Source organism: Paenibacillus sp. 2TAB23, assembly GCF_052115165.1.
Lineage (GTDB): Bacteria > Bacillota > Bacilli > Paenibacillales > Paenibacillaceae > Pristimantibacillus.
This window is the reverse complement of the sequence record NZ_JBFRGD010000003.1, coordinates 443,459-465,642: the sequence shown is the minus strand read 5'-3', so window position 1 is coordinate 465,642 and position 22,184 is coordinate 443,459. Positions and strand designations below refer to the sequence as shown.

Sequence of the window (22,184 nt, the reverse complement as noted above, 5' to 3'; positions counted from 1 at the left end):
TGCTTTCGGTAAAATAGTTTGCAGAATATTCGATAACCTAGTAGACTTTTTCATGAGGTCGCCTCGTTTCGGATGTTTGTAGGGGTACAAACAGTTTACCGAATAGGCGGCCTTTTTTCATTCCATTTTTTGGTTAATCAACAGACCTGTACAAAGTACAACGAAAACCGGAAATTCCGTTGAAACAAACTAGAATCTGCTGATTTCATTGCAGAAACTGCAATGTAGAGGTGTGATGGCGTGCTAACTGGTCATTCTACTGCAGAAACTGCAACGTAGGGCGGATGTTACTTGGGGGAGGGGGAGTTACTTAGTGTTGTTCGCGCTAAAGTGGAACCACGCTGCAGAAACTGCAACGTAGGGCGGATGTTACTTGGGGGAGGGGGATTTACTTAGTGTTGTTCGCGCTAAATTGGAACCACGCTGCAGAAACGCAACATAGCTCAGACGTTACTAGGGTTTTGGAGTAACCTAGTATAGTCTGAGCTATCGTGGAAGTTATGCTGCAGAAAGTGCAATAGAAACCTCACATCTGCTGCCACCTGAGAGGCTGCGTTGTACAAAGTACAACGAAAACCGGAAATTCCGTTGAAACAAACTTGAATCTGCTGATTTCATTGCAGAAAATGCAATGTAGAGTGGTTGTTGGCGTGCTAACTGGTCATTCTACTGCAGAAACTGCAACGTAGGGCGGTATAGATAGTTAGACAACCAGTTGTAACTGAGGGTTTCTTGCTGTCTACTTTTCATGGCATGGTCAGTCTGATTAATGGAGAATGACTTCCGCTTGAATAAGCACCTTCTCATATCGGGTATTCGGATTTAGGATCCGCCATAGCATTTTATCTACGGCTCTTTTGCCAAGCAGCTCTTTGTCTACGTTAACGGTAGCAAGAAATGGCACCTCGGGATACGTATTATCGAAGCCGGTAAAAACAAGGCTTTCAGGTATGCTTATGTCCATTTGACGCAGGATGTCCAGCGCTACCTTAGCAAAAATATCATTCGCGCAAACGAATACCTCAGGCAATCCATGCTCTATAACGGCAGCTTGTAGCGTGTCTTGAATCTGCTCAATCTCTGGACCGTTCAAGGATGGAATCTGATTCAGTTCAATGCCGTGGTCGTCAAGAGCGGAACGAAAGCCAAGGAATCGTTCATAGAAGCTGTGCGCATCGCGTATATTCCCCAGAAACTGAAAGTTGCGATATCCTTTCCGTATGACATACTCCATGATTTCCCGCATGCTCGATAGGTTGTCCGTAAAGACAGAATCACAATGGAAGCTTGGCTCCACATGATCAACCATAACGATAGGGATACCGATTCGTTTGATTTCTTGCAAAATTTGCGTAGAAATCGTACCGACGGTAATGACGCCCATGATTGCTTCCGGCTTCAGCAAGGAAAACATGGAATCATCCGAGGGCTCGGTCAAGGTCAGTATATTGATTCCTTGTTGATTCAGACGAGAGGAAATGCCGTTAAATACGGGACCCCAATAAACGGAATCCGTATTCTGATAGCGAACGTTCGGAAATAGCACAAGAACCGTTCCCGTCCATTGTCGCGGTTCCATTGTGCGAAGCTCATTGGACAACTGTCCGGCAGGAGCATCCTTGAAGTAGCCAAGCTGCCCCGCAGCTTTATAAATAAACTCTCTCGTTTGCGGGCTTACGCCGGATTTGCCAGAAAGGGCGCGTGATACGGCGAATTTGGAAAGGCCCGTAAGGTCGGCGATGGATTGTATCGTTACTTTTTTACGCATGGATTCAGCCTACTTTGTTTGGAGTATTGAGATGATAAGCCTATCGGTTTAATGCTCTGTACGATAATCATTTGATACCTATTTTACAGGAAACGAATGTGCAGTAAACGTTATTTTTGAGAATTGTTTAATTGTTAGTTTATTTTTCATAAATGTTATTTTTGTTATTTTGTAATCGGTTGTCGATAAGCTGAGGAAATGGAACGAGTCTCACTCAAATTTTATAGTTTCGTAGCAATTAGGTCACAAATAACAAACGCTAATAAAATAACAAAAATCGTTGACCGTTAGGCAGAATGTGTTAGAATATGTTAGGTGAAGTTGGTGTGATGAAAACAAAAAACGAGCCTGACATTCGGGAGGACACAATGAGAGCGACACAACAAGTACTAAATAATTGGAAATTTAAAGCTTGCGAGGAAAAGGAATGGCTGCAAGCAGTCGTTCCGGGCTGTGTGCATACCGATCTGCTTCGCAATGGGAAGATCGAGAATCCGTTTTATGCGACGAATGAGCATGACCTGCAATGGATTGATAAAATAGATTGGGAATATGAATCGCAGTTCGACGTGCCTTCGGAGCTGTTGCAGTCGTCTGTGCTGGAGCTCGTTTTTGACGGTCTGGATACTTATGCGGATGTATACTTGAATGGACAGCATGTCCTATCCGCAGATAATATGTTCCGAGCGTGGAAGGCTGACGTGAAGGCAATCGTGAAGCCTCAACAAAATCAATTGCTTATTAAATTCCGTTCTCCGGTTCAGGAGGACCTGCCGAAAATCGATAAGCTAGGCTACAACCTACCGGCTTCGAATGACCAATCCGAGCTTGGCGGGCTTGGTGCTCAGAAAGTTAGTATTTTTGCACGAAAAGCGCCTTATCATTATGGATGGGACTGGGGTCCTCGATTCGTAACGAGCGGGATATGGCGGGAAGCGAGGCTTGAAGGATGGTCGAACAGCAAAATTGCTGACGTGCATATCCAGCAGGATGAAGTAACGGCCTCACAAGCCGATTTGACGGTTTTTGTGGAAATAGAAGCTGAGTCTGCTTGGCACGGTACGGTTAGAATAAGCACGGAAAACTTTACTTGGGAACAGGAAGCGAGCATTGAACAGGGAGTCCAGACCATAGAAATCAAGGCGGTTATCCCTGACCCCAAGCTATGGTGGAGTAGAGGGCTTGGAGAAGCTAACCTTTATACCTTCACGGCTGAGCTTCTTAACGGCAAGGACTTGATCTCGGAACGCTCTGCACGAACTGGCTTGCGTTCTGTCCGCCTAGTGCGCGACAAAGATGATAAGGGAGCCAGCTTTTATTTTGAACTGAATGGTGTACCTGTCTTTGCCAAAGGCGCCAATCATATTCCGAATGACAGCTTCATCACAAACGTGACCGACGAACGCTACCGTCATGAAATCGTGGCGGCAGTTGAATCCAACATGAACATGCTGCGCGTTTGGGGCGGCGGAATATATGAGCAGTCGGTTTTCTATGAGCTGTGCGATGAGTATGGCATTATGGTATGGCAGGACTTTATGTTCGCTTGCAGCATGTACCCAGGTGACCAGGCTTTTCTGGATAATGTGCGTCAGGAAGCCATTGAAAACGTAAAACGCCTGCGCAACCATCCTTCGGTCGTGCTTTGGTGCGGCAACAACGAAATCGACTCTGCTTGGGCACAATACGATGAGAACGGCGGCTGGGGCTGGAAAAAGGAATATACGCTTAACCAACGGGCCGTCATATGGGCGGATTACGAGTCAATCTTCCATGAGATTCTGCCGGAAGCTGTTACGGCGTTCGCGCCAAATACGCCATACTGGCCATCTTCGCCGATGATCGATTTGACAGGTGATATAAACCAGCATGCGCATCCACTCTCTACGGAGGGTGATATCCACTACTGGGGAGTTTGGCACGCTGTCGAGCCTTTCGAGAATTATAACGTAAAGGTTGGACGCTTTATGAGCGAATACGGCTTCCAATCCTTCCCGGAATACGATACAGTCATGACCTTCGCTACCGAAGCGGATTTGGCACTGGATTCAAAAGTAATGCGGGCCCATCAGAAGAACGGAGACGGAAATCGTCTGATTAAAGAGTACATGGATATTTATATGAAGCAGCCAAAGGATTTTCCGGCATTTCTATACATGAGCCAAGTGCTGCAAGCCGAAGCGATGAAAATGGCGATTGAAGCGCATCGTCGCAATATGCCTTACTGCATGGGAACTCTTTATTGGCAAATGAATGATTGCTGGCCGGTAGCTTCTTGGGCAGGCATGGATTATTACGGCAAATGGAAAGCTATGCAATATTACGCCAAAAGAAGCTTTGCCGACACGATGCTTTCTTTCGATCGGACAGATGAAGGCGTCGTGCGCGCATACGCCATAACGGATCTGCTTTCGCCAATAGCCGGTGAGCTGCGGCTGACGCTTTACGATTTCGCTGGAACAATCGTGAAGCAGCTTACAACTGAGGTCTCATTGGACGGCAACAGCTCTGCAGTCGTCGCTTCCATTCATGAGCAGGAATGGTTAGCGGGCTTCGAAGCTGGAAGCGTCGTATTGTACGGCGAGCTGCTGCAAAATGGCATCCAGCTGGACAGCAAGACGTATTATTTCACCAAAGCGAAGGATCAGAAGCTATCCGCGGGTTCCATACGCATATCGGAGGTAGAAGGCAGCGAAGGCACCGCCTTTAGGCTGAGCAGCGATGTCCTCGCCAAGCAAGTTTGGGTAAAAGCGGAGCATGAGGGCATGTTCAATGATAATTTCTTTGATCTTATCCCAGGCGTAGACAAAGTAATTACATTCTCGTACCGAGCTCAGGATGAACAGGCAAGCAAGCCTGCGGCTGCAGGGACGGTTCAGGTTCGCTCCATGATCGATTTCTTAGCAGAGAATTAATGATAAAGCTTCACCTATAAAAGCGCGGAATGATACTCGTTATGGTCATTTCGCGCTTTTTTTTCATGTGATAAACGGAAATTGTTAATGAATTATTTAGTTTATAAATAAAAGTAAGTGTTGTTGCAACCTTTTTTTGTAAAGCCCGTCTATGAGGGAGGAACGTTCCAAATACATGATGAGGTGATTACCATGACAAACAAATTCAAACTCGTTACATTAGCAGCAACAGCAGTGCTTACCCTATCCATAGCCGGACAAAGCTTTGCGGCGAATACTTCGTTCTCGGATATCGCGAATGTAATAGCTAAGGATAAAATTACCTCTTTGCAAAATAAAGGTTTAGTGAAAGGTGTTAGCGCGGACCGCTTTTTTCCAGACGCAACGCTAACGGCAGCGCAAGGTATTCAACTCATCGTGAACGCGCTTGAACTGAATATCGATACGCTTCGCTTTATTAAAGAGCCTCATGCCACTGATTATTTCCCGAAAGCGAACGATGACGCATGGTATGCGGATGCGCTTATCATCGCGGCGAATAATGACATTGGCTTGCCAACGGATCTGGACCCTAGCAAAACATGGACAAAGGAAGAGTTCACGCATCAGCTTATCCTTGCTATTGAGAAGCACAGCAACCTGCCGATGATTAAGATCATTCCAATGGAGTTTAACGACCAGGCTGAGCTATCCGTCTCGTATGATGGATCTGTCCAAAGAGCGCTTGTACTAAAAATCGCTGAGCTTGATGCGGAAGGAAACTTTAATCCTACCGATGAAATTACACGTGCGGATGCAGCAGTTCTCATATTCAATGCACTCGCCTATATTGATGCGCATCCAGCGCCATCAGCTGAATAAGCACGAAAAAGAAACGCGATTGAGAAGAGGAGCCTGAAAGGGCTCTTCTTTTTGCATATTTACTTTACCGCTTAAAAGGATTAATGTATTATAGTGATAAAGTTTTCTATTATATTCGTGAAGGTGATCATACTTATGAAGCAAAATATCGAGGTTCGCGCGCGCAAGGCGCTGGACCAAATGAAGCCTTATTCCCCAGGCAAGCCGGTTTGGGAAGTTCAGCAGGAGCATGGCTTGGAGCGGGTCATTAAGCTCGCATCCAATGAAAATCCGCTTGGACCGTCGCCTTTGGCGCTGGAGGCCATGAAGGATGCTTTATCCGAGCTGCATAGATATCCGGATGCCCAAGCTCTTCGTTTGAAGCAAACCATAGCAATCCATTATGACCTCGCGCCTGAGCAGGTTATCGTAACAAATGGAGGAGACGAGCTCATCACATTAATATCGGAAGCATTTCTGGATGCGGAAGACGAAATTGTTGTGCCTAGCCCGACCTTTAGCGAATATGCATTTGGAGCACAGCTGTTGGATGCTCGGACCATCACGGTTCCTTTGAAGTCCGATTTCCAGTACGATGTGCAGTCGATTCTAGCAGCTGTCACGGATCGCACCAAAATCATTTACCTATGTTCGCCGAACAATCCAACTGGAACTTTTTTGGCGGAAAAGGACTTGAAGATTATTCTCGATTCGCTGCCGAAAAGGGTGCTGGTTGTTGTGGATGCCGCATACAGCCATTTCGCGTCGGATGAATCATATTCGGATGGCGTTTCCTTGGTAAGAAAGGGATATCCGCTGCTTGTCTTGAACACGTTCTCCAAAATTTATGGGCTGGCAGGCATACGAGCTGGCTATGGCATAGCACCGGAACCGATTGTACGAAGCATCTTGAAGGTTAAGGAGCCTTTTAATGTAAACGCACTAGCACAAGCTGCCGCTGCAGCAGCATTAGGCGATACCGATCATGTGAAGAGATCACAGCAGCTCGTATGGGAAGAGCGGGAATACCTCTACCAAGAGCTTAATGAGCTGGGCTGCGGCTATACTAAGAGCATGAGCAACTTTGTGCTTGTCGAGCTTGGTGAGCACGCAGAGCGCATTTATGAGCAGCTTATGGCAAGAGGAATAATCGTGCGACACGGAAAAATGTGGAATCTGCCGCTGCATGTGCGAATATCGATCGGTACGAGGACAGAAAACGAATGCCTGATTGCTGCGCTGAAGGAATTGTGGAAGCAAGAGCTATGATGTTCATGCTTTCTGCATGAGAAAGAGACCTGCTCTGGAGAAAGCTCCGGAACAGGTCTCTGCTGCATAAGGTCTATCCGATAAATTCTTGTACCCAAGATCCATTGTAGTAAGCTACACCGATCTTCGAGAAGCTGCCGTTTAGAATGTTTGCTCTATGCCCGGGACTGTTCATCCAGTCATTCATTACGCGTTCAGCGGTCGGTTGACCTTTGGCAATGTTCTCGCCGGCTGAGCTGTACGTGATTTGGAATTGTCTCATCATGTCAAAGGGCGATCCGTACGTAGGAGAATTATGATCGAAATAGTTGTTGTCGGACATGTCCTTTGCTTTGACCATGGCCATGTTGGCAAGCTTGCTGTCCATCGATAATGCGCCTAAGCCTGCTTTGGAGCGTTCGGCATTCACGATTTGCAGCACCTGCTGCTCAAATTGTCCTGTAGCTGCTTTTTCACCGCTAGGATTTTGAGTTGCGGGAGCTTGAGTGCTCGGTTTTTGAGTTGGCGGATATTGGGTCGTAGGCTGCTTGGTTACAGGGTATTGAGTGGTCGGATTGGTTGGATTTGCTGGATTTTGGAATCCCGTTCCATCGCCGAATAGCCAATCCGGGAACGTAAACTGCGAGCCTCTGAGCGTGCCTGAAGGTTTTCCCGGCGACGTTGTGGCGACCGACGAGGCTCGGGTAACATGCGGTGCTGCGGTAATCAAAGGCGCATTGTCTTTGGCATACTCGTGGGCAGACTGTTTGTGCATCATGTTAGAGCCCGACGAACAGCCGGTAACGACTAATAATGCAGCAATCGCAACGAACTTCTTCATGTAAGTACACCTCGTATGATTAGAATAGAATGCTTGTCACGCCTTTATATTTTCCCCGGAGGACTGCGGCTATCCCAAGCCTTCATAAAAGATTTTGGTTTTTTTGAAGGAAGGACTTGCGTAATGAAAACGCCTATGGTATATTGTTAATACAAATAACAAATTTAATCCTTGAATTCACATATTGAAAAGGGTTGTCATTTGTACAATGATACTTTTCTCAATGTGTGATTTTTAGTTTTTCTGGAAAAAACATGTTAAAAAACTTATTGGAGGTTTTTATAATGGAACAAGGTACAGTAAAATGGTTTAACGCAGAAAAAGGTTTTGGTTTTATCGAAGTTGAAGGTGGAAATGACGTATTCGTACATTTCTCCGCAATTCAAGGCGAAGGTTTCAAATCCCTTGACGAAGGCCAACGCGTTGAGTTCAACGTAACTCAAGGCAACCGTGGACCACAAGCAGAAAACGTTGTAAAACTGTAGGTTTTACACATAAAGAGCCCTTAACATTTGTTAAGGGCTCTTTTTTTATAGGCCAAAGGAGGATTGTACAATGTATTTTCGTAGAAAATCGTTAGAAGATCACCCTCAGGAGAGCACCGTTATTTGGACCTGTGAGAACGATACCTGCAAAGGCTGGATTCGTGATGATTTTGCATTCGAACATGTGCCAGCTTGCTTTCTTTGTCACTCGGTTATGGTAAGAAGCGAAAAGATGCTCATTACGTTAAACAACTCAAACAAAGATATCAAATCATTAAAACCCGGTAAATTAATTTCTTAGTTTGAATATCGCTCAAAAAAAGACGTTGAATCGGTTATCCGACTCAACGTCCTTTTTTAATGCTTATCGCAAGTTTTGAATATTAATTTCTGGATTCACGTCTGCTTCATAATCGATACCGTCCGTCTCGAAGCCGAACAGCTGGAAAAACTCACGACGATAGCCTTCCAGATCGGATAGCTCGTACACGTTTTCGGTGGAAAGCTTCGCCCATACATCCGCAACCTCGGCTTGAATCTCTGGTCTCATCTCCCAATCGTCGACACGAATCAGACCTTTTTCATCAACAGCCGTTTCGCTGCTGCCGTAAAGTCGGTCAGAGAACAACCGGTACATTTGCTCAATACAGCCCTCGTGAATGCCTTTTTCCTTCATGACTTTATACAGTGCGGAAATATAAAGCGGAACAACCGGAATAGCCGAGCTGGATTGTGTGACTAGCGCTTTGTTGACGGAGACGAACGCGCGTCCGCCAGCTGCGCCGAGCTGATCATTCAATCGCTTAGCTGTAGCTTCCAAATCGTTTTTGGCAGCTCCGATTGTACCTTCGCGGTAAACAGCATGCGTGATTTCTGGACCGATATAGGAATAAGCGACAGTTGTCGCGCCATCTGCAAGCGCACCTGCTGCTGAAAGCTCATCGATCCACATTTGCCAGTCCTCGCCGCCCATTACGGCAATCGTTTGGCGAAGCTCATCCTCGGTAGCCGGCTCAATCGTAGCTTGTGACACCTCACCGCTATGGAAATTGACTGTTTTGTTCGTATACGTGCCGCCTAACGGCTTAATGACGGAGGAGAAAGTTTCGCCTGTTTTGGGATGTGTACGGCGCGGTGATGCAACGCTGTATACGACAAGGTCGATTTGACCAAGCTCCGTGCGAATTAAGTCAATCGTTTTCGCTTTGATTTCATCGGAGAAGGCGTCTCCCACGATGCTGTACGATTTGCGGCCTGCAGCTGCGGCAGCGTCCTCGAAAGCAGCTGAATTGTACCAGCCTGCAGATGCTGTGCGAGCGCCTTCAGCAGCTTTGTCGAAATATACGCCGATGGTGTTCGCGCCTGCTGCAAAGGAGGATACGATGCGTGAAGCGAGACCGTAGCCAGTGGAAGCTCCAATGACCAATACGTTCTTAGGACCGGTTATGGCAGGCTGAGCGCTTACATAGTCAATTTGGCGCTGTACCTGCTGGGCACAGCCCTCGGGATGTGCAGTCGTACAAATAAATCCGCGTGTTTTCGGTTGGATAATCATATTGGAATATTCCTCTCTATTATGAAATTTTGTGAGTAAGCGTTATGTAGTGGGACAACTCTATCCCATTTTACAGATTTTTAGGACAGAAGGGAAGTTCTAAGGAGGCAGACTGAGCAGTTTTTGTGTGAAAATAGAGGGAAGACAAGAACAAATAAGCGCCAAGGCAGCATATGTGCTGCCTTGGCGCTTATTTATGTAGAAATTAACGGCGGCCTGCGAGCTGCTGCTCTGCGATTTGAACGAGCCGGCGAGTAATCAATCCGCCGATGGAGCCCATATCGCGCGTTGTCATATGGCCATAATAGCCGTCTTGCGGAAGTTGTATGCCAAGCTCTTGAGCTACTTCGAATTTCAATTGCTCCAGCGCTGCGCGCGCTTGCGGTACAAGAAGTTGATTTGTGCGGTTTGCCATCTTTTCTCAGCCTCCTTCTTGCTACTATTATGCGAAAGCACAAAGGAGATTATTCGTGAATTCCACCTAAAATTACCGCCGATTTTTAGAGTAATTTCATGCTAGAATGGTTAGACGGAAGGAGGCGCCGTTATGTTTGTAAAACCGATGCTTATGACAGAGCATGCTCAGCCTTTTGATGATGATAATTATATATTTGAGCCGCTTATTGACGGACACCGGCTGCAGCTATCGTTCATTCATAGCAAGCCGAACTTATATACAAAGCATTGTAACGACGTGACTAGGCAGTATCCCGAACTACATAATGTTCCATTGCGAGTGCCGGCTGACGTATTATTGGACGGCGAGGTTGCATATGTGAACCCGGATTCGGGCGTTTTCGATTACCGCGTCCTTCAGGAAAGGTATCGCATCAAAAAAGAGCCGATGATCCGAGAAGCAAAACGGACAAATCCCATTATATTTTTCGTATTCGATCTGCTGTATTATAACGGGCTTGATATGAGAAAACAGCCGCTGCTGGAGCGGAAGAAGCTGCTTAACTTCATCTTGGAGGATAATGCCTATTTCAAAAAAATGCTATACGTCGAACGGGAAGGCTCAGCGCTGTTCGATCTTGTCAAAAGCTCTGAATTGGAGGGCGTTGCCTGCAAACGCAAGGATAGCATCTATATGGAGGGCAAGCAGGGTGATTGGGTGCAGGTGCTCAATGGCGAATATAAACATTTAGCGATGTGAGCGTGAGTGAATGGGAAGTCAGCTATATGCAAGTGAATGAGTAAACGAAAAAGGATACGCTTAGCATGAGCTAGCAGTATCCTTTTTTATGAATCGTATTGTTTCATTTGTTTTCCATATGGTTAAGTAGATAGTAAACAAAAGACTGCAATCCCTAAAAAAAGCGGCTGCAGCCCATAATATTTATTCATCATATGCGACTTACCTAGCTAAGAACGCGTCTTGCCGTTACGTATTTCTTTGCCCAATAGCTGCTTCCGAGGCTTGTAACCGTAACGCCTTGGCTAGTGGAGCTGTGAATCATTTTGTTATTGCCGGCATAAATAGCGACATGGCTAATGGACTTGCCATTCGTATTGAAAAATACAAGATCGCCCACGCTTAAAGAACCTTTGGCAACTTTCTCGCCAACTCCTGCTTGCGCAGAAGAAGAGCGTGGAAGTTTAACATCCAGGCCTTTGTACAAAAACTGGGTAAATGACGAGCAGTCAAAAGCGTATGTAACGCCAGCTGGTGCGCCGAATTTATAAGGTGTGCCGATATATTCTTTCCCAGTCGAAATAAGATCTAATGTTTCAGGTGTTGCTGCATGCGCCTTTGGCGCAAAAGAGCCTAATGTGATTGCCGACATGACGATCGCGCTGCAAATGCCTGCTTTGGCAATCGATTTCAGTAAGTGTGATGTTCTCATGCTGTCAGGATGTCCCTCCGCGTTTCGTTTTATGTGTAATGACTATAACACATAAAAAAACGGCGAAATTCGCAGATGAGAGCGAACGGTTAGCTATTATAGGGATTCTGAGAGTTTATGAGAATTAAATGAAAAAATACTCATAATTAAAGATGGACAGCAGAAATTAAGGCATGTTTACGCCCCTAGCGCTTACTAGCAAGCTGTACCATTGCTCTCGTGTCATAATTTCTGCTTGTTGAACGGCATCTTTACATGCGATAATGCGCTGTGGATTTATCGTGCCGATTACCGGCTGAATACGAGCGGGATGCTTCATCAGCCAAGCGAGAACGATGGATTCTGGCGTTGTGCCATTCTCATCCGCGATTTGCTTCACCATAGCTGCCGTTTGAATTTCTGCTTCGCTTGCATTCTCCGAAACTCTACCCGAGAATCTGCCTTGGGCGAGCGGTCCCCATGCTTGAATTTGTATGTCCTCCATCTGCATGAATTCCATCAAGCCTTCAGAAAAATTGTCTTTTAACCCAGCTTTCTGGTTCACATGAATGCCTTGATCAACCCAGTCATGACGCAGCAAGCTAAGTTCCAACTGATTCACAACGATTGGATCAGGGAGTGCGCGCTGGAGGAAGCGAATTTGGCCAGGGCTCATATTGGAAACGCCGAAGTTGCGTACTTTGCCTGTCAGCTTCAGCTTAGTGAAGGCTTCGGCAATTTCGTCCGGCTCCATTAGCGGATCAGGACGGTGCAGCAGCAGGACGTCAAGGTATTCCGTTCCAAGCCGCTCTAGAATTCCGTCTACCGATGGCAGGATATGCTCCTTCGAGAAGTTGAAACGACCAGGCAATACACCGTCTGACAGCTGAATGCCTACCTTCGACTGGATGACGATCTGCTCACGCAGCTTAGGCTGCTGCTTCAGAACTTGTCCGAAGATAGATTCTGCTTTGCCTCTCGTATAAATATCGGCGTGGTCATACATCGTTATGCCGATGGAAAGAGCGGCATCAACGGCAGCTTCGGCCTGACGTACATGATCAGTTGTAATCGGGTCTGCAAGATCCCAGCTTCCGCCAAGTCCCATACATCCTAGTGCTAAACGGCTGTCCGATATTCCTCGACGCTCTAAGGGCATCAATTTCATTGTTCATCAACCTCCGAATATTTGGATTATGCTTAGACGGTTTCTATTATACCTTGCAATTTCTTTTGATATAAGCACTGAAAAAAAGTTCACTAACTAACTTTGTGGCGCATAAGGCGAGCACTAAGCCGATAACAGCGGTTTTATTTGCAAGCGCTTCATAATGGTGCTACATTACTATTATTAAGGACTGCATACTTTTACTATATTTCAGGAGGCTTTCCGAATGGCGTTCATAACCTGCAACTTTTATTCCGAAGCACTAGGCCTTAGCACCTCAATGACGGTTATTCTGCCTCAGCAAACGACTTCCCAGATCGGCCTTACCAATCGCAGCAGTCAAAAGCTGCATAAAACCTTGTATTTGCTTCACGGACTCTCCGATGACGATACCATATGGGCACGGAGAACTTCGATTGAACGCTATGTAGCCGAGCTTGGCCTTGCAGTCGTCATGCCCAATGTGCATCAAAGCTTTTACACGGATATGGAATACGGCAATAAATATTGGACCTTCCTCACAGAGGAGCTGCCGGTCATCGCCCGTTCCTTCTTCCCCCTTTCAGACGCAAGGGAGGACAATTATGTTGCAGGCTTATCCATGGGAGGTTATGGCGCGTTCAAATGGGCGCTGCGGCACCCGGATCGAATTGCTGCCGCGGGCAGCTTGTCCGGTGCGCTAGATATGGCAAATCATATTAAAGATGCCACTATGCCGCATATGAACACCTATTTCCGTCTCATCTACGGCGAGAAGGATATTACAGGATCAAATGAAGATTTGCTGCATCTCGTTTTGAATCAGCGGGATTCCGCTCAGAAGCCGCTGCTCTTCCAATGCTGCGGCACGGAGGATTTCTTGTATAAGGATAATTTGGCTTTCCTAGACGCTGCGAAGCAAGCTGATTATCCTTTGACTTACGTCGAAGGGCCAGGCACTCACGAATGGGGCTATTGGGATACGCATATCCAACAGTTTTTGAAATGGCTTCCGATCTCCGAATAAGCATATAGATCATAGGATAAAACACACCGAATAGGACATATTCGGTGTGTTTTTTGCGTACAGCAACATGATTCGAAGCGTATTGCAATATTTTCCGAAATAAGGGTTGCAAATTGTATCCGCTCCCATTATGATTTGTTTAGGATTAATATTTTTATGATTGAATAAATAAACATATTAATTCATATATAGACGATTTATCCATCCACATAAAAAGCGAGGTTGATTTCTTTGGCAAATCGGATAACGATCAATACCGACCTAACGGCGGGTACGATTAACCGCAATATTTATGGACATTTCTCTGAGCATTTGGGACGTTGCATATATGAGGGCATTTGGGTGGGGGAAGACTCACCGATCCCAAACACGAACGGAATCCGGAACGATGTTGTAGCAGCGCTTAAGAAGCTTAACATACCCGTACTGCGTTGGCCGGGCGGCTGCTTTGCGGATGAATATCATTGGAAGGACGGCATCGGCCCGCGTGAGTCACGCAAACGGATGATCAACACGCACTGGGGCGGAGTGGTGGAAAACAATCATTTCGGCACGCATGAGTTTTTGATGTTATGTGAAATGCTGGAATGCGAGCCTTACATTTCGGGAAATGTGGGAAGCGGCACGGTTCAGGAGATGTCTGAATGGGTGGAATATATGACCTTTGATGGCGTTTCGCCGATGGCTGAGCTGCGTCGCGAGAACGGTCGTGAAGAGCCTTGGAATGTCAAATATTTCGGCGTCGGCAATGAGAACTGGGGCTGCGGCGGCAATATGCGCCCTGAGTATTATGCGGATCTATACCGTCGGTATCAGACGTATGTGCGCAATTACGGAGAGAATAAAATTCACAAAATCGCTTGCGGCCCTAACGTCGACGATTACCGTTGGATGGAAGTGGTCATGCGTGAAGCACATGGCTTGATGGATTCTATCTCTTTGCACTATTACACAGTTCCGGGTGCTAGCTGGTCAGAGAAGGGTGCAGCTACAGGCTTTTCAGAGGATGAGTGGTACAGCACGCTGAAGAAGGCGCTTTGGATGGACGAGCTGATTACGCGCCATTCTACGATCATGGATAAATATGATCCGTCTAAGCGCATTGGCCTGATTGTCGATGAATGGGGCACTTGGTTTGACGTTGAGCCGGGAACGAACCCAGGCTTTCTTTACCAGCAAAATACGATTCGGGATGCGCTCGTTGCAGGCGTGACCCTTCATATTTTCCATGATCATTGCGATCGGGTGCAAATGGCGAATATCGCTCAGGTGATTAACGTTCTTCAATCGGTTATTTTGACCGAGGGCGAGAAGATGCTGCTTACGCCGACGTACCATGTTTTTGATATGTATAAGGTGCATCAAGGCGCTGATTTGCTGACTACCGCTATCGAAAGCCAAGATTACGCGCATAACAACGAGAAAATCCCTCAGGTTTCGGTATCGGCCTCTAAGGATGCCGAAGGCCGCATTCACATCAGCCTATGCAATTTGGATAACGATGCTGCTGCCGATGTAGAGATCGATTTGCGCGGCTTAACTGGGCTAGGTATCGCTGTATCGGGAACGGAGCTGACTGCTTCGATTAAAGACGCGCACAATACGTTCGATCAGCCAGAAGCGGTAAAACCATCTGCTTATCAAGCTTTCACGGTAAATGGCTCCACAATAAGCGCGAAGCTCTCGCCAATGTCAGTCACGGTGCTTGAGCTCATTTCCGAATAGGAATCATGCAGCTATGAGCAGCCGGAATGAATGCAAGGGATGCCGGGATGATTACCGTGTGACGGATGCGCAAATCGATCGCATCTTGGCAGCGCCGATGTTTCAATCTGAGATCAGCGTGCCCGATGACATATACGAGGAGCGCTTGCAGGCATGCCGGGCATGTCCGAAGTTTCAGTATGGCACCACATGCACGGTATGCGGTTGCTTCGTCCGTATCGCTGCCAAATATAAAGACCGCGCATGCCCGAATCCAGGAGACAGCCGCTGGCTGAAGCATGCCTAATAAGAGGTATTAAATAATCTAAAGACCGCCCACCGTGTTAATGGTGGGCGGTCTTTTTGTGATTGGAGGGAGGTGAAGTCAAATGAACGGCGGAAATTCATAACTTTTAGCCTGATATTGCAAATACAATTGGAATTCAAGTTTGTAAAATAAAGGTATCGGCAGCATGCTTAGCTTCAGTTGCGGTTACGCGGCAATCGTATGCAAAGTCGACAGCGTATTTTCTCATATAAACTGTGATACAAAATGTATCACGACCGAGCATGAGCAGGTTCTATGTATTTTCCGTTGAGTCAACCACACATTATGCATCGAAAGGGTCGATTGTTATGTTGAATTGTAAGCGTTTTATATCGTTTGGAATCATGATTATGCTGTTTGCGATGGCAATGCCGAATTTCGTTTTTGCAGCGGAGTCTCCTGTTTTTACGCTGCAGCAAGAAAAATCGGATCGTGAAATACGAGTTGTTTTGACGGCAGATCAATTATCCGACATGTATGCCTTTGAAGTGAAGCTCTCCTTCGATAAGTCAAAGCTGCGATTCAAAAGTGCGGTAAGCGGGATGACGGGTTATTCCATTACGCCGCTTGTGGAAGGGAGCCAACTGGTATGCGCAACGACAAAGATCGGCCAAAAAGCAGGTGAAAACGGGAAGGTGGTTCTCTCTACTCTATTGTTTGAGCAATTAGGTACTGGCTCCGCAGACATTAAGCTTACCGATGTGAAGCTCGTGGATAGCAAACTTCAGCCGCAAACGCTAAAACCAGAGGTCAAGCTGGCCGCCGTACTTAACAGCATGGGAACGCTCTTAAAGGATATCAATGGGCACTGGGCCAAAGCAGCCATCGAACGTGGAGTTGCACTTGGATTTATTAACGGTTATAGCGACGGAACCTTCCGTCCTAACGCGCAGGTATCCCGTGCAGAGTTCGCTGCTATGCTCGTTCGGGCCCTTGACTTGAAGGCAGGCAGCGCCGAGAATCTGGCATTCAAGGATGCTGACGGCATTCCTAGCTGGGCGGCAGAGGAGGTTGCAGCTGCGGTTGCGGCAGGTATACTTACAGGTTACGAGGATCAGACGTTCCGCCCAAGCCGGCCGATCAACCGGAGTGAAATTGCGGTCATGGTGACAAGGGCGCTCAAATGGCAAGTGGATACGACACAAAAAACGGTCTTTGCCGATCGCGAGCAAATTCCGGCATGGGCTGAACCTTCTGTCGCGATGGCTGCGCAAGCAGGTGTGATCAAAGGCAGAGGAGACAATCTTTTTGCGCCGGCTGCAAATGCGACAAGGGCAGAAGCGGTAACGCTGCTGCTGGCGATCATCGATTTGAAATGAATACGCGTTGAAGAACCGCATGTGATCAAGAAGCAATGGAGTTGATGCAGTGAAAAGCTCAGTCGTAATCATTGTTGTTTTTATTGCCGCAACGCTCTTTGGCATGCTGCTAATTTTCCAATCGGACGAATCCAGCGAAGCTGAGGGCAAGAAGCTGAATGCTTCTTCCCTCGAGAGCGTGCTTAGCGTGAGTCAGGAAGCGGCGCTGCACCGTAAGTCAACGTCAGAGGTAAGGGCTCCATCCTTTACCTTGAAGGCGATGGATGGGAATACGTACACAATTGGCGAGACGAATGAAAAGCCGATTGTTTTGCAATTTTGGGCCAGCTGGTGTGAGGCGTGCAGCATCGAAGCGCCAACCTTACAGAAGCTTCACGGACGGTTTCAAGACAAAATCGATTTCTACGGCGTGAATTTATCCTCAGAAGAGAAGCAAGCAGACCAGATTAGTGATTTTATCCAAAAAAATGGGTGGAAATTCACGAATCTGCTCGATGCGAACAAACGAGCCTCGTATTTGTATGAGCTGCATGCCTTGCCTACGACATTTATTATCGATACCGACGGCAAGGTGCTGGACACCTTCCATCTGATTGATCCTATGGAATTCGAGAGCAAGCTGAACATGCTGTCCGAAGGGAGGTGAGCATCGCTAGAGGCCAATGCGGGATGAAAAGAGCAGGCAAGGAATGAAGTGCAAGACGGCAAGACCAGAGACTGAGGGAGTGAAGCAGGATGAGGTTCAGCGCAAAGCTGAAGACATGGATTGCAATACCGCTAGTTTTCTCCATGTACGCAAGCCTATTTATGCCGGCCGTGCATGTGGAAGCTTCGAATGAGCCAGAACCGGGATTTTTCGAGGATCATTTCAATCGTTCGGTCATTAATGAGAAATGGCAAGTGGTTGACGGGGTATGGTCCGTGCAGAACAGTATGATGACTGCCGATAGCGGCTCAGGCTCGAAAGCGTTAATTAAGGAAAATGAATTACAGGATGGCAGCATGGAGGGAGACATTAGCTTCCCGGATCGGAAAGGCGACGCAGGCTTTCTTCTGCGGACGATAAGCGCAGCACCGGGAGCGGACAATGTGAAAGGTTATTATGCAGGCATATCCGCTCAAGGAACCGGCAGTGTATTCTTGGGACGCATGGATAATAAATGGACCGAGCTGAAGCGAGCCTCAATTCCCGTCAATCCCAATACGGTTTATTCCTTTAAAGTGAGCGCTATCGGTTCGCAAATAAAGTTCTATGTGAACGGTTCTCTAGTTCTGGAGCAAACGGACACAACCTATACGAAGGGCCAGGCAGGCGTAAGGCTGTATCAGTCCAAGCCCACCTACGATAATATTCGCTTAGCCGACGATAAAGGAGCTGAACGATTCGTGGATGCTTTTGAGTCGCAAGATGAATCGATCTCCCTGCCGAACTGGCAGCCGGCGAAAGGTGATTGGAAATTGCAATCAGGAGGCCTAACGGTGAATGCCGGCCAGCGGCAAGCACTATTCGTGAAGGACACGATCTTTCATGATTTCACGTTAGAAGCAGACATCTCGCTGCAAGACGCGGAGGGCTCGGCAGGACTCGTGTTCCGGAGCCAGCCTACTATCAAAGACGGTCTAGCAGACGGTTATTATGTTAGTTTGAGAGGTGATGGCAGTCTAGTGCTGAGCCGGCTCCACGAGGAATGGACCGAGCTTAAAGCTGTAAAAGCGTTGGCTGCTGTTAACCTTCAAACGTTCTATCAGCTTAAGGTCGTCACTTACGGCTCCGGCATCAAAATATTTTTGGACGATATGCATAATGCCGTTATGGATTACCGTGATGACAGCGAGCTGAAGTGGTCTTCGGGAGGTATTGGATTATGGGCGGATGAAGCAGATTCCGTATTTGATAACTTTATCGCCACTGATTATGCTGTCCCGGTCGAATCGTTCAAGGAGCCGGTTGCGAATAAGGAGCCGCTTGCGCAAACGCCGTTTGTACCGCTTCCATTAGGCTCGGTGAAGGCGGATGGCTGGCTGCTCACCCAGCTTGAGCTCATGAAGGAAGGAGCAACCGGGTACGCGGAGGATTTATATGGCGAGCTAAACACGAATTCGGAATGGCTTGGGGGAACTGCGCCAGAATCGAATTGGGAACGTCCTGTTTATTATGTGAAAGGTTTGGTAGCCCTCGCATACACGCTTGATGATCCGGAGCTAATCGCGAAGTCGCAGAAATGGGTAAGCTGGATTCTCGCAAGCCAGCGTGAGGACGGGTTCTTCGGCCCTGCCAGCGACAATGATTGGTGGCCGCGCATGGTAGCGCTCTACGTGCTCAAGGATTATTACGAAGCGACCGAAGACGAGCGGGTGCTCTCGTTTCTTACGAATTATTTCCATTATCAGTTGAATAACCTGGACGGAAGGCCGCTCAGAGATTGGGGCCAAGTCCGCAGCGGAGACAATCTGAATGTCGTGCTATGGCTGTACAATCGGACCGGAGATTCATTCCTGATTCAGCTAGCCAAGAAGCTGCATACGCAAGGAACCGATACGACAGATGTTTTTACGAACAACAACTTCCTCACGCCAGCTAAGAGCAACCCCGACAACTTCTACACGCAGCATACAGTTAATGTTAATCAATCGATTAAAACCTCAGCCATTTATTCTCAAGTTTCGAATAATGAAGCGGATAAACGGGCTTTTCAGGCCGGGAATCAGCATCTCGACCAATTGCATAATCAAATTACCGGCATGAACTCGGGTACGGAGATGCTTGCGGGCCTCTCATCGACGCAGGGCGTGGAATTATGCGCCATCGTGGAGCGGATACATAGCAACGCTGTCGCCGCAATGATAACGGGCGATCCCCATATCGGAGACGCACTCGAGAAAATTACATTTAATTCGCTTCCGGGTTCCATGAGCAAGGATCTGAAGACCCACCAGTACTATTCGCTCCCGAATCAGGTGCAGAGCGGCGTGACGGATCATGGCTTTAAGCAAAACTACGGCAACGGAACAGTGCAATCGCCATATTCCGGATTTCCGTGCTGCCGCTTCAACATGCATATGGGCTGGCCTTATTTTGTTAAGGATATGTGGGCAGGCACGTCCGATGGAGGGCTTGGCGTTATCGCATACGGACCTAGCCGTGTCTCGGCTGCCATCAAAGGCGCGAACGTAACGGTGAAGGAGACGACGAATTATCCGTTCGAGGATGAGATTTCGTTCACGATCGAGGAGGCTTCCGAAAGCGTAACGTTCCCGCTTAAGCTCCGCATACCGGAATGGACAAAAAATGCAGTCATTACCGTAAATGGACAGCTGCAGCCGGCTGCGAAATCCGGTGAGTATTATACGATCGAACGACAATGGAAAGAAGGAGATACCGTTTCATTGACGCTTCCAATGGAAATTAAAACCTCGACTTGGGTTAACAATTCCATAGGAATCGAACGCGGTCCGCTTGTTTTTTCCCTCAAGATCGAGGAAAACTGGGTAGAAAAATCGAATCCAGCTCCTCAGATCAAAGCGCCTGGCTTCAAAGAGTACGCGATCGATGCCAAGTCGCCTTGGAATTACTGCCTGCTGATTGACCGTGACAACCCTGGAGCTTCTATCGAGGTAGTCACCTCCGAAATGCCGGAAAACCCTTTCCTGCAGGAGACGACGCCAATCAAGCTGATTGCCAAGGGCAAACGAATTCCAGCATGGGGCAAAGCGCCTAACGGAGTCTCGGCAGCTGAGCCGCCTGTCGGACCGGTCTACTCCGCAGAGCCGACAGAACAAATTACGCTAGTTCCGTTCGGAGCGGAAAATTTACGAGTGACGTATTTCCCGGAAGTAACGGAGGATGCTAGCGCCATTCCGGCTAAATATGAAGCGGAACAGGCAAAGCTGTTCAAAGCGACGGCTCGCACGAATAACGTGCACGCATCCGGCTCCAGCTATGTAGGAGGGATAGATTACACGGACAGCTATGTCAGCTTCGATCAGGTTGAGGCTCCGGCTGCTGGGACCTATAAGATGTTTATTTGGTACGGCCAAAATACCGGTAATTACCAGCCTGCGACAGCCAAAATAACCGTTAATGAAGGTGAAGAGCATTCCGTGGAGCTTGCAGGTACGATTAATTGGGGAAGATTCATGGCAACGAGCCTAAACGTAGAGCTAAAGGAAGGTGCGAACACCATTACGTTCATGCGGGGGAATGGATCGAGCCCAGGCTTCTATGAGCTTGATTACATTGCGTTGTCTTCAGCCAGCGATGAACCAGAAGAGCCGACAGCAGATCCTAAGGCTGTATGGAGCGGGACGGCAAGCTTGGCGAGCGGTGAACAAGCCTCATATACGTTAGCCGTTCAAGGCGTTACGGATAGCGTGTATCAGGGCATCTATGCGCAGGACGTGACGGTTACGTTTGATCCAAGCAAGCTTAGCTTCTCAGGTGCCGCATCGGTGCGTGAGGGTCTGGCGGTGCTTGAACCGAACGAGCTGGAGCCGGGTAAAATCCGTATTTTAGCATTCGGAGAGGGAGTTGCATTGACGCCGAATGAAGCATGGCTGAAGCTTTCCTTCCAGGCCGCGATGCTGGAGGAAGCATCGGATACGGTCATCTCCGTAGTCGACATGAGTCTGGCTAACAGCGAGGGCCATGAGCTGCCGATTGGAGGTGCGCGGCATACCGTGCATATTCAAGCGGCACCAGCGGACAAAGCCGCATTGCATGAAGCCATATCGATCGCCCAGGCTGCCTATGATGAAGCGGTTACGGGCACATTGGTCGGGCAATACCCTGCCGCAGTCAAGCAGCAGCTGCAAGCCGCGATTAACAAAGCGAAGCTGACCGCGGAAGACGGGCAAGCGACAAGAGCTCAAATCGCCGCGGCCATTCTGGAGCTGAACGAAGCGCTTGTGCTCTTCCATGCAGGCGTCATTAAGCCGACTGACGGAGACGTAAACAATGATAATAAACGCAGCATTGGCGACCTTGCTATCGTAGCTGCCGCCTACGGCAAAACGACCAGCGATCCGAATTGGGAGAAACACCGGAAGGCAGATTTAAACCGCGATGGAATAATAGATATCGAGGATTTGGCTATGCTTGCCGCGTGGATAACGGGCTAAACGGACCAAGGAGGAAGATGCATCACTTCCTCCACCTGATTTATTCTTTTCCATATGAATATT

Annotated in this window: 18 protein-coding genes; 12 read left to right on the top strand and 6 right to left on the bottom strand. The window is 47.8% G+C overall.

Annotated elements, in window-relative coordinates; all coding sequences use genetic code 11:
* Window positions 1-766: 766 nt before the first annotated feature.
* On the bottom strand, window positions 767-1,768 hold the full coding sequence (locus AB4Z29_RS07390) for a LacI family DNA-binding transcriptional regulator (protein ID WP_441942398.1): 1,002 nt from the start codon (window positions 1,766-1,768) through the stop codon (window positions 767-769).
* 368 nt (window positions 1,769-2,136) lie between these two features.
* Here AB4Z29_RS07390 and AB4Z29_RS07385 point away from each other — a divergent pair, with 368 nt between their 5' ends.
* The 3 genes from AB4Z29_RS07385 to hisC all read left to right on the top strand — a co-directional run bounded on the left by AB4Z29_RS07385 (window position 2,137) and on the right by hisC (window position 6,792).
* On the top strand, window positions 2,137-4,683 hold the full coding sequence (locus AB4Z29_RS07385; RefSeq protein ID WP_441942424.1) for a beta-mannosidase: 2,547 nt from the start codon (window positions 2,137-2,139) through the stop codon (window positions 4,681-4,683).
* 192 nt (window positions 4,684-4,875) lie between these two features.
* The gene (locus tag AB4Z29_RS07380; protein WP_441942397.1) at window positions 4,876-5,544 is read left to right on the top strand and encodes an S-layer homology domain-containing protein; all 669 of its coding nucleotides are present in this window, start codon (window positions 4,876-4,878) and stop codon (window positions 5,542-5,544) included.
* A gap of 135 nt (window positions 5,545-5,679) precedes the next feature.
* Window positions 5,680-6,792, top strand: a complete 1,113-nt coding sequence (hisC, locus tag AB4Z29_RS07375; RefSeq protein ID WP_441942396.1) for a histidinol-phosphate transaminase — start codon at window positions 5,680-5,682, stop codon at window positions 6,790-6,792.
* Between the two features lie 73 nt (window positions 6,793-6,865).
* Here the strand turns inward: hisC and AB4Z29_RS07370 are convergent, their stop codons facing one another.
* Entirely contained in the window at window positions 6,866-7,612 is a 747-nt protein-coding gene (locus AB4Z29_RS07370) for a CAP domain-containing protein (RefSeq protein ID WP_441942395.1), read from the bottom strand.
* 284 nt (window positions 7,613-7,896) lie between these two features.
* Here AB4Z29_RS07370 and AB4Z29_RS07365 point away from each other — a divergent pair, with 284 nt between their 5' ends.
* Window positions 7,897-8,097, top strand: coding sequence for a cold-shock protein (locus AB4Z29_RS07365; protein ID WP_053377054.1), 201 nt, complete (start codon window positions 7,897-7,899; stop codon window positions 8,095-8,097).
* Window positions 8,098-8,167: 70 nt separating this feature from the next.
* Window positions 8,168-8,398, top strand: a complete 231-nt coding sequence (locus AB4Z29_RS07360) for a cold-shock protein (RefSeq protein WP_183560189.1) — start codon at window positions 8,168-8,170, stop codon at window positions 8,396-8,398.
* 63 nt (window positions 8,399-8,461) lie between these two features.
* Here AB4Z29_RS07360 and fabV read toward each other — a convergent pair whose 3' ends face one another.
* The gene (gene fabV, locus AB4Z29_RS07355; RefSeq protein WP_441942394.1) at window positions 8,462-9,652 is read right to left on the bottom strand and encodes an enoyl-ACP reductase FabV; all 1,191 of its coding nucleotides are present in this window, start codon (window positions 9,650-9,652) and stop codon (window positions 8,462-8,464) included.
* A gap of 205 nt (window positions 9,653-9,857) precedes the next feature.
* Window positions 9,858-10,067 carry an alpha/beta-type small acid-soluble spore protein gene (locus AB4Z29_RS07350; protein WP_183560184.1) on the bottom strand — a complete coding sequence of 70 codons (210 nt, stop codon included), beginning with the start codon at window positions 10,065-10,067 and terminating at the stop codon, window positions 9,858-9,860.
* Between the two features lie 132 nt (window positions 10,068-10,199).
* Here AB4Z29_RS07350 and AB4Z29_RS07345 point away from each other — a divergent pair, with 132 nt between their 5' ends.
* A complete protein-coding gene (locus tag AB4Z29_RS07345) occupies window positions 10,200-10,808 on the top strand; it encodes an ATP-dependent DNA ligase (RefSeq protein WP_441942393.1) in 609 nt (202 codons plus the stop codon).
* A gap of 205 nt (window positions 10,809-11,013) precedes the next feature.
* Here the strand turns inward: AB4Z29_RS07345 and AB4Z29_RS07340 are convergent, their stop codons facing one another.
* Together AB4Z29_RS07340 and AB4Z29_RS07335 are read right to left on the bottom strand one after the other, a co-directional pair.
* Window positions 11,014-11,499 carry a C40 family peptidase gene (locus AB4Z29_RS07340; protein ID WP_441942392.1) on the bottom strand — a complete coding sequence of 162 codons (486 nt, stop codon included), beginning with the start codon at window positions 11,497-11,499 and terminating at the stop codon, window positions 11,014-11,016.
* Between the two features lie 166 nt (window positions 11,500-11,665).
* The gene (locus AB4Z29_RS07335) at window positions 11,666-12,646 is read right to left on the bottom strand and encodes an aldo/keto reductase (protein WP_441942391.1); all 981 of its coding nucleotides are present in this window, start codon (window positions 12,644-12,646) and stop codon (window positions 11,666-11,668) included.
* Window positions 12,647-12,872: 226 nt separating this feature from the next.
* On the opposite strand from AB4Z29_RS07335, the gene AB4Z29_RS07330 reads away from it, so the two are divergent.
* The 6 genes from AB4Z29_RS07330 to AB4Z29_RS07305 all read left to right on the top strand — a co-directional run bounded on the left by AB4Z29_RS07330 (window position 12,873) and on the right by AB4Z29_RS07305 (window position 22,121).
* Window positions 12,873-13,652 carry an alpha/beta hydrolase gene (locus AB4Z29_RS07330; RefSeq protein WP_441942390.1) on the top strand — a complete coding sequence of 260 codons (780 nt, stop codon included), beginning with the start codon at window positions 12,873-12,875 and terminating at the stop codon, window positions 13,650-13,652.
* A 231-nt stretch (window positions 13,653-13,883) separates the two neighbouring features.
* A complete protein-coding gene (locus tag AB4Z29_RS07325; RefSeq protein ID WP_441942389.1) occupies window positions 13,884-15,377 on the top strand; it encodes an alpha-N-arabinofuranosidase in 1,494 nt (497 codons plus the stop codon).
* Window positions 15,378-15,390: 13 nt separating this feature from the next.
* Entirely contained in the window at window positions 15,391-15,663 is a 273-nt protein-coding gene (locus tag AB4Z29_RS07320) for a DUF6171 family protein (protein WP_441942388.1), read from the top strand.
* Between the two features lie 329 nt (window positions 15,664-15,992).
* A complete protein-coding gene (locus AB4Z29_RS07315; RefSeq protein ID WP_441942387.1) occupies window positions 15,993-17,003 on the top strand; it encodes an S-layer homology domain-containing protein in 1,011 nt (336 codons plus the stop codon).
* Between the two features lie 49 nt (window positions 17,004-17,052).
* Window positions 17,053-17,649 (top strand): TlpA family protein disulfide reductase, encoded by a 597-nt coding sequence (locus AB4Z29_RS07310; RefSeq protein WP_441942386.1) that lies wholly within the window; start codon window positions 17,053-17,055, stop codon window positions 17,647-17,649.
* Between the two features lie 89 nt (window positions 17,650-17,738).
* Window positions 17,739-22,121: a beta-L-arabinofuranosidase domain-containing protein gene (locus tag AB4Z29_RS07305; protein WP_441942385.1), complete on the top strand. Its 4,383-nt coding sequence runs from the start codon at window positions 17,739-17,741 to the stop codon at window positions 22,119-22,121.
* Window positions 22,122-22,184: the final 63 nt, after the last annotated feature.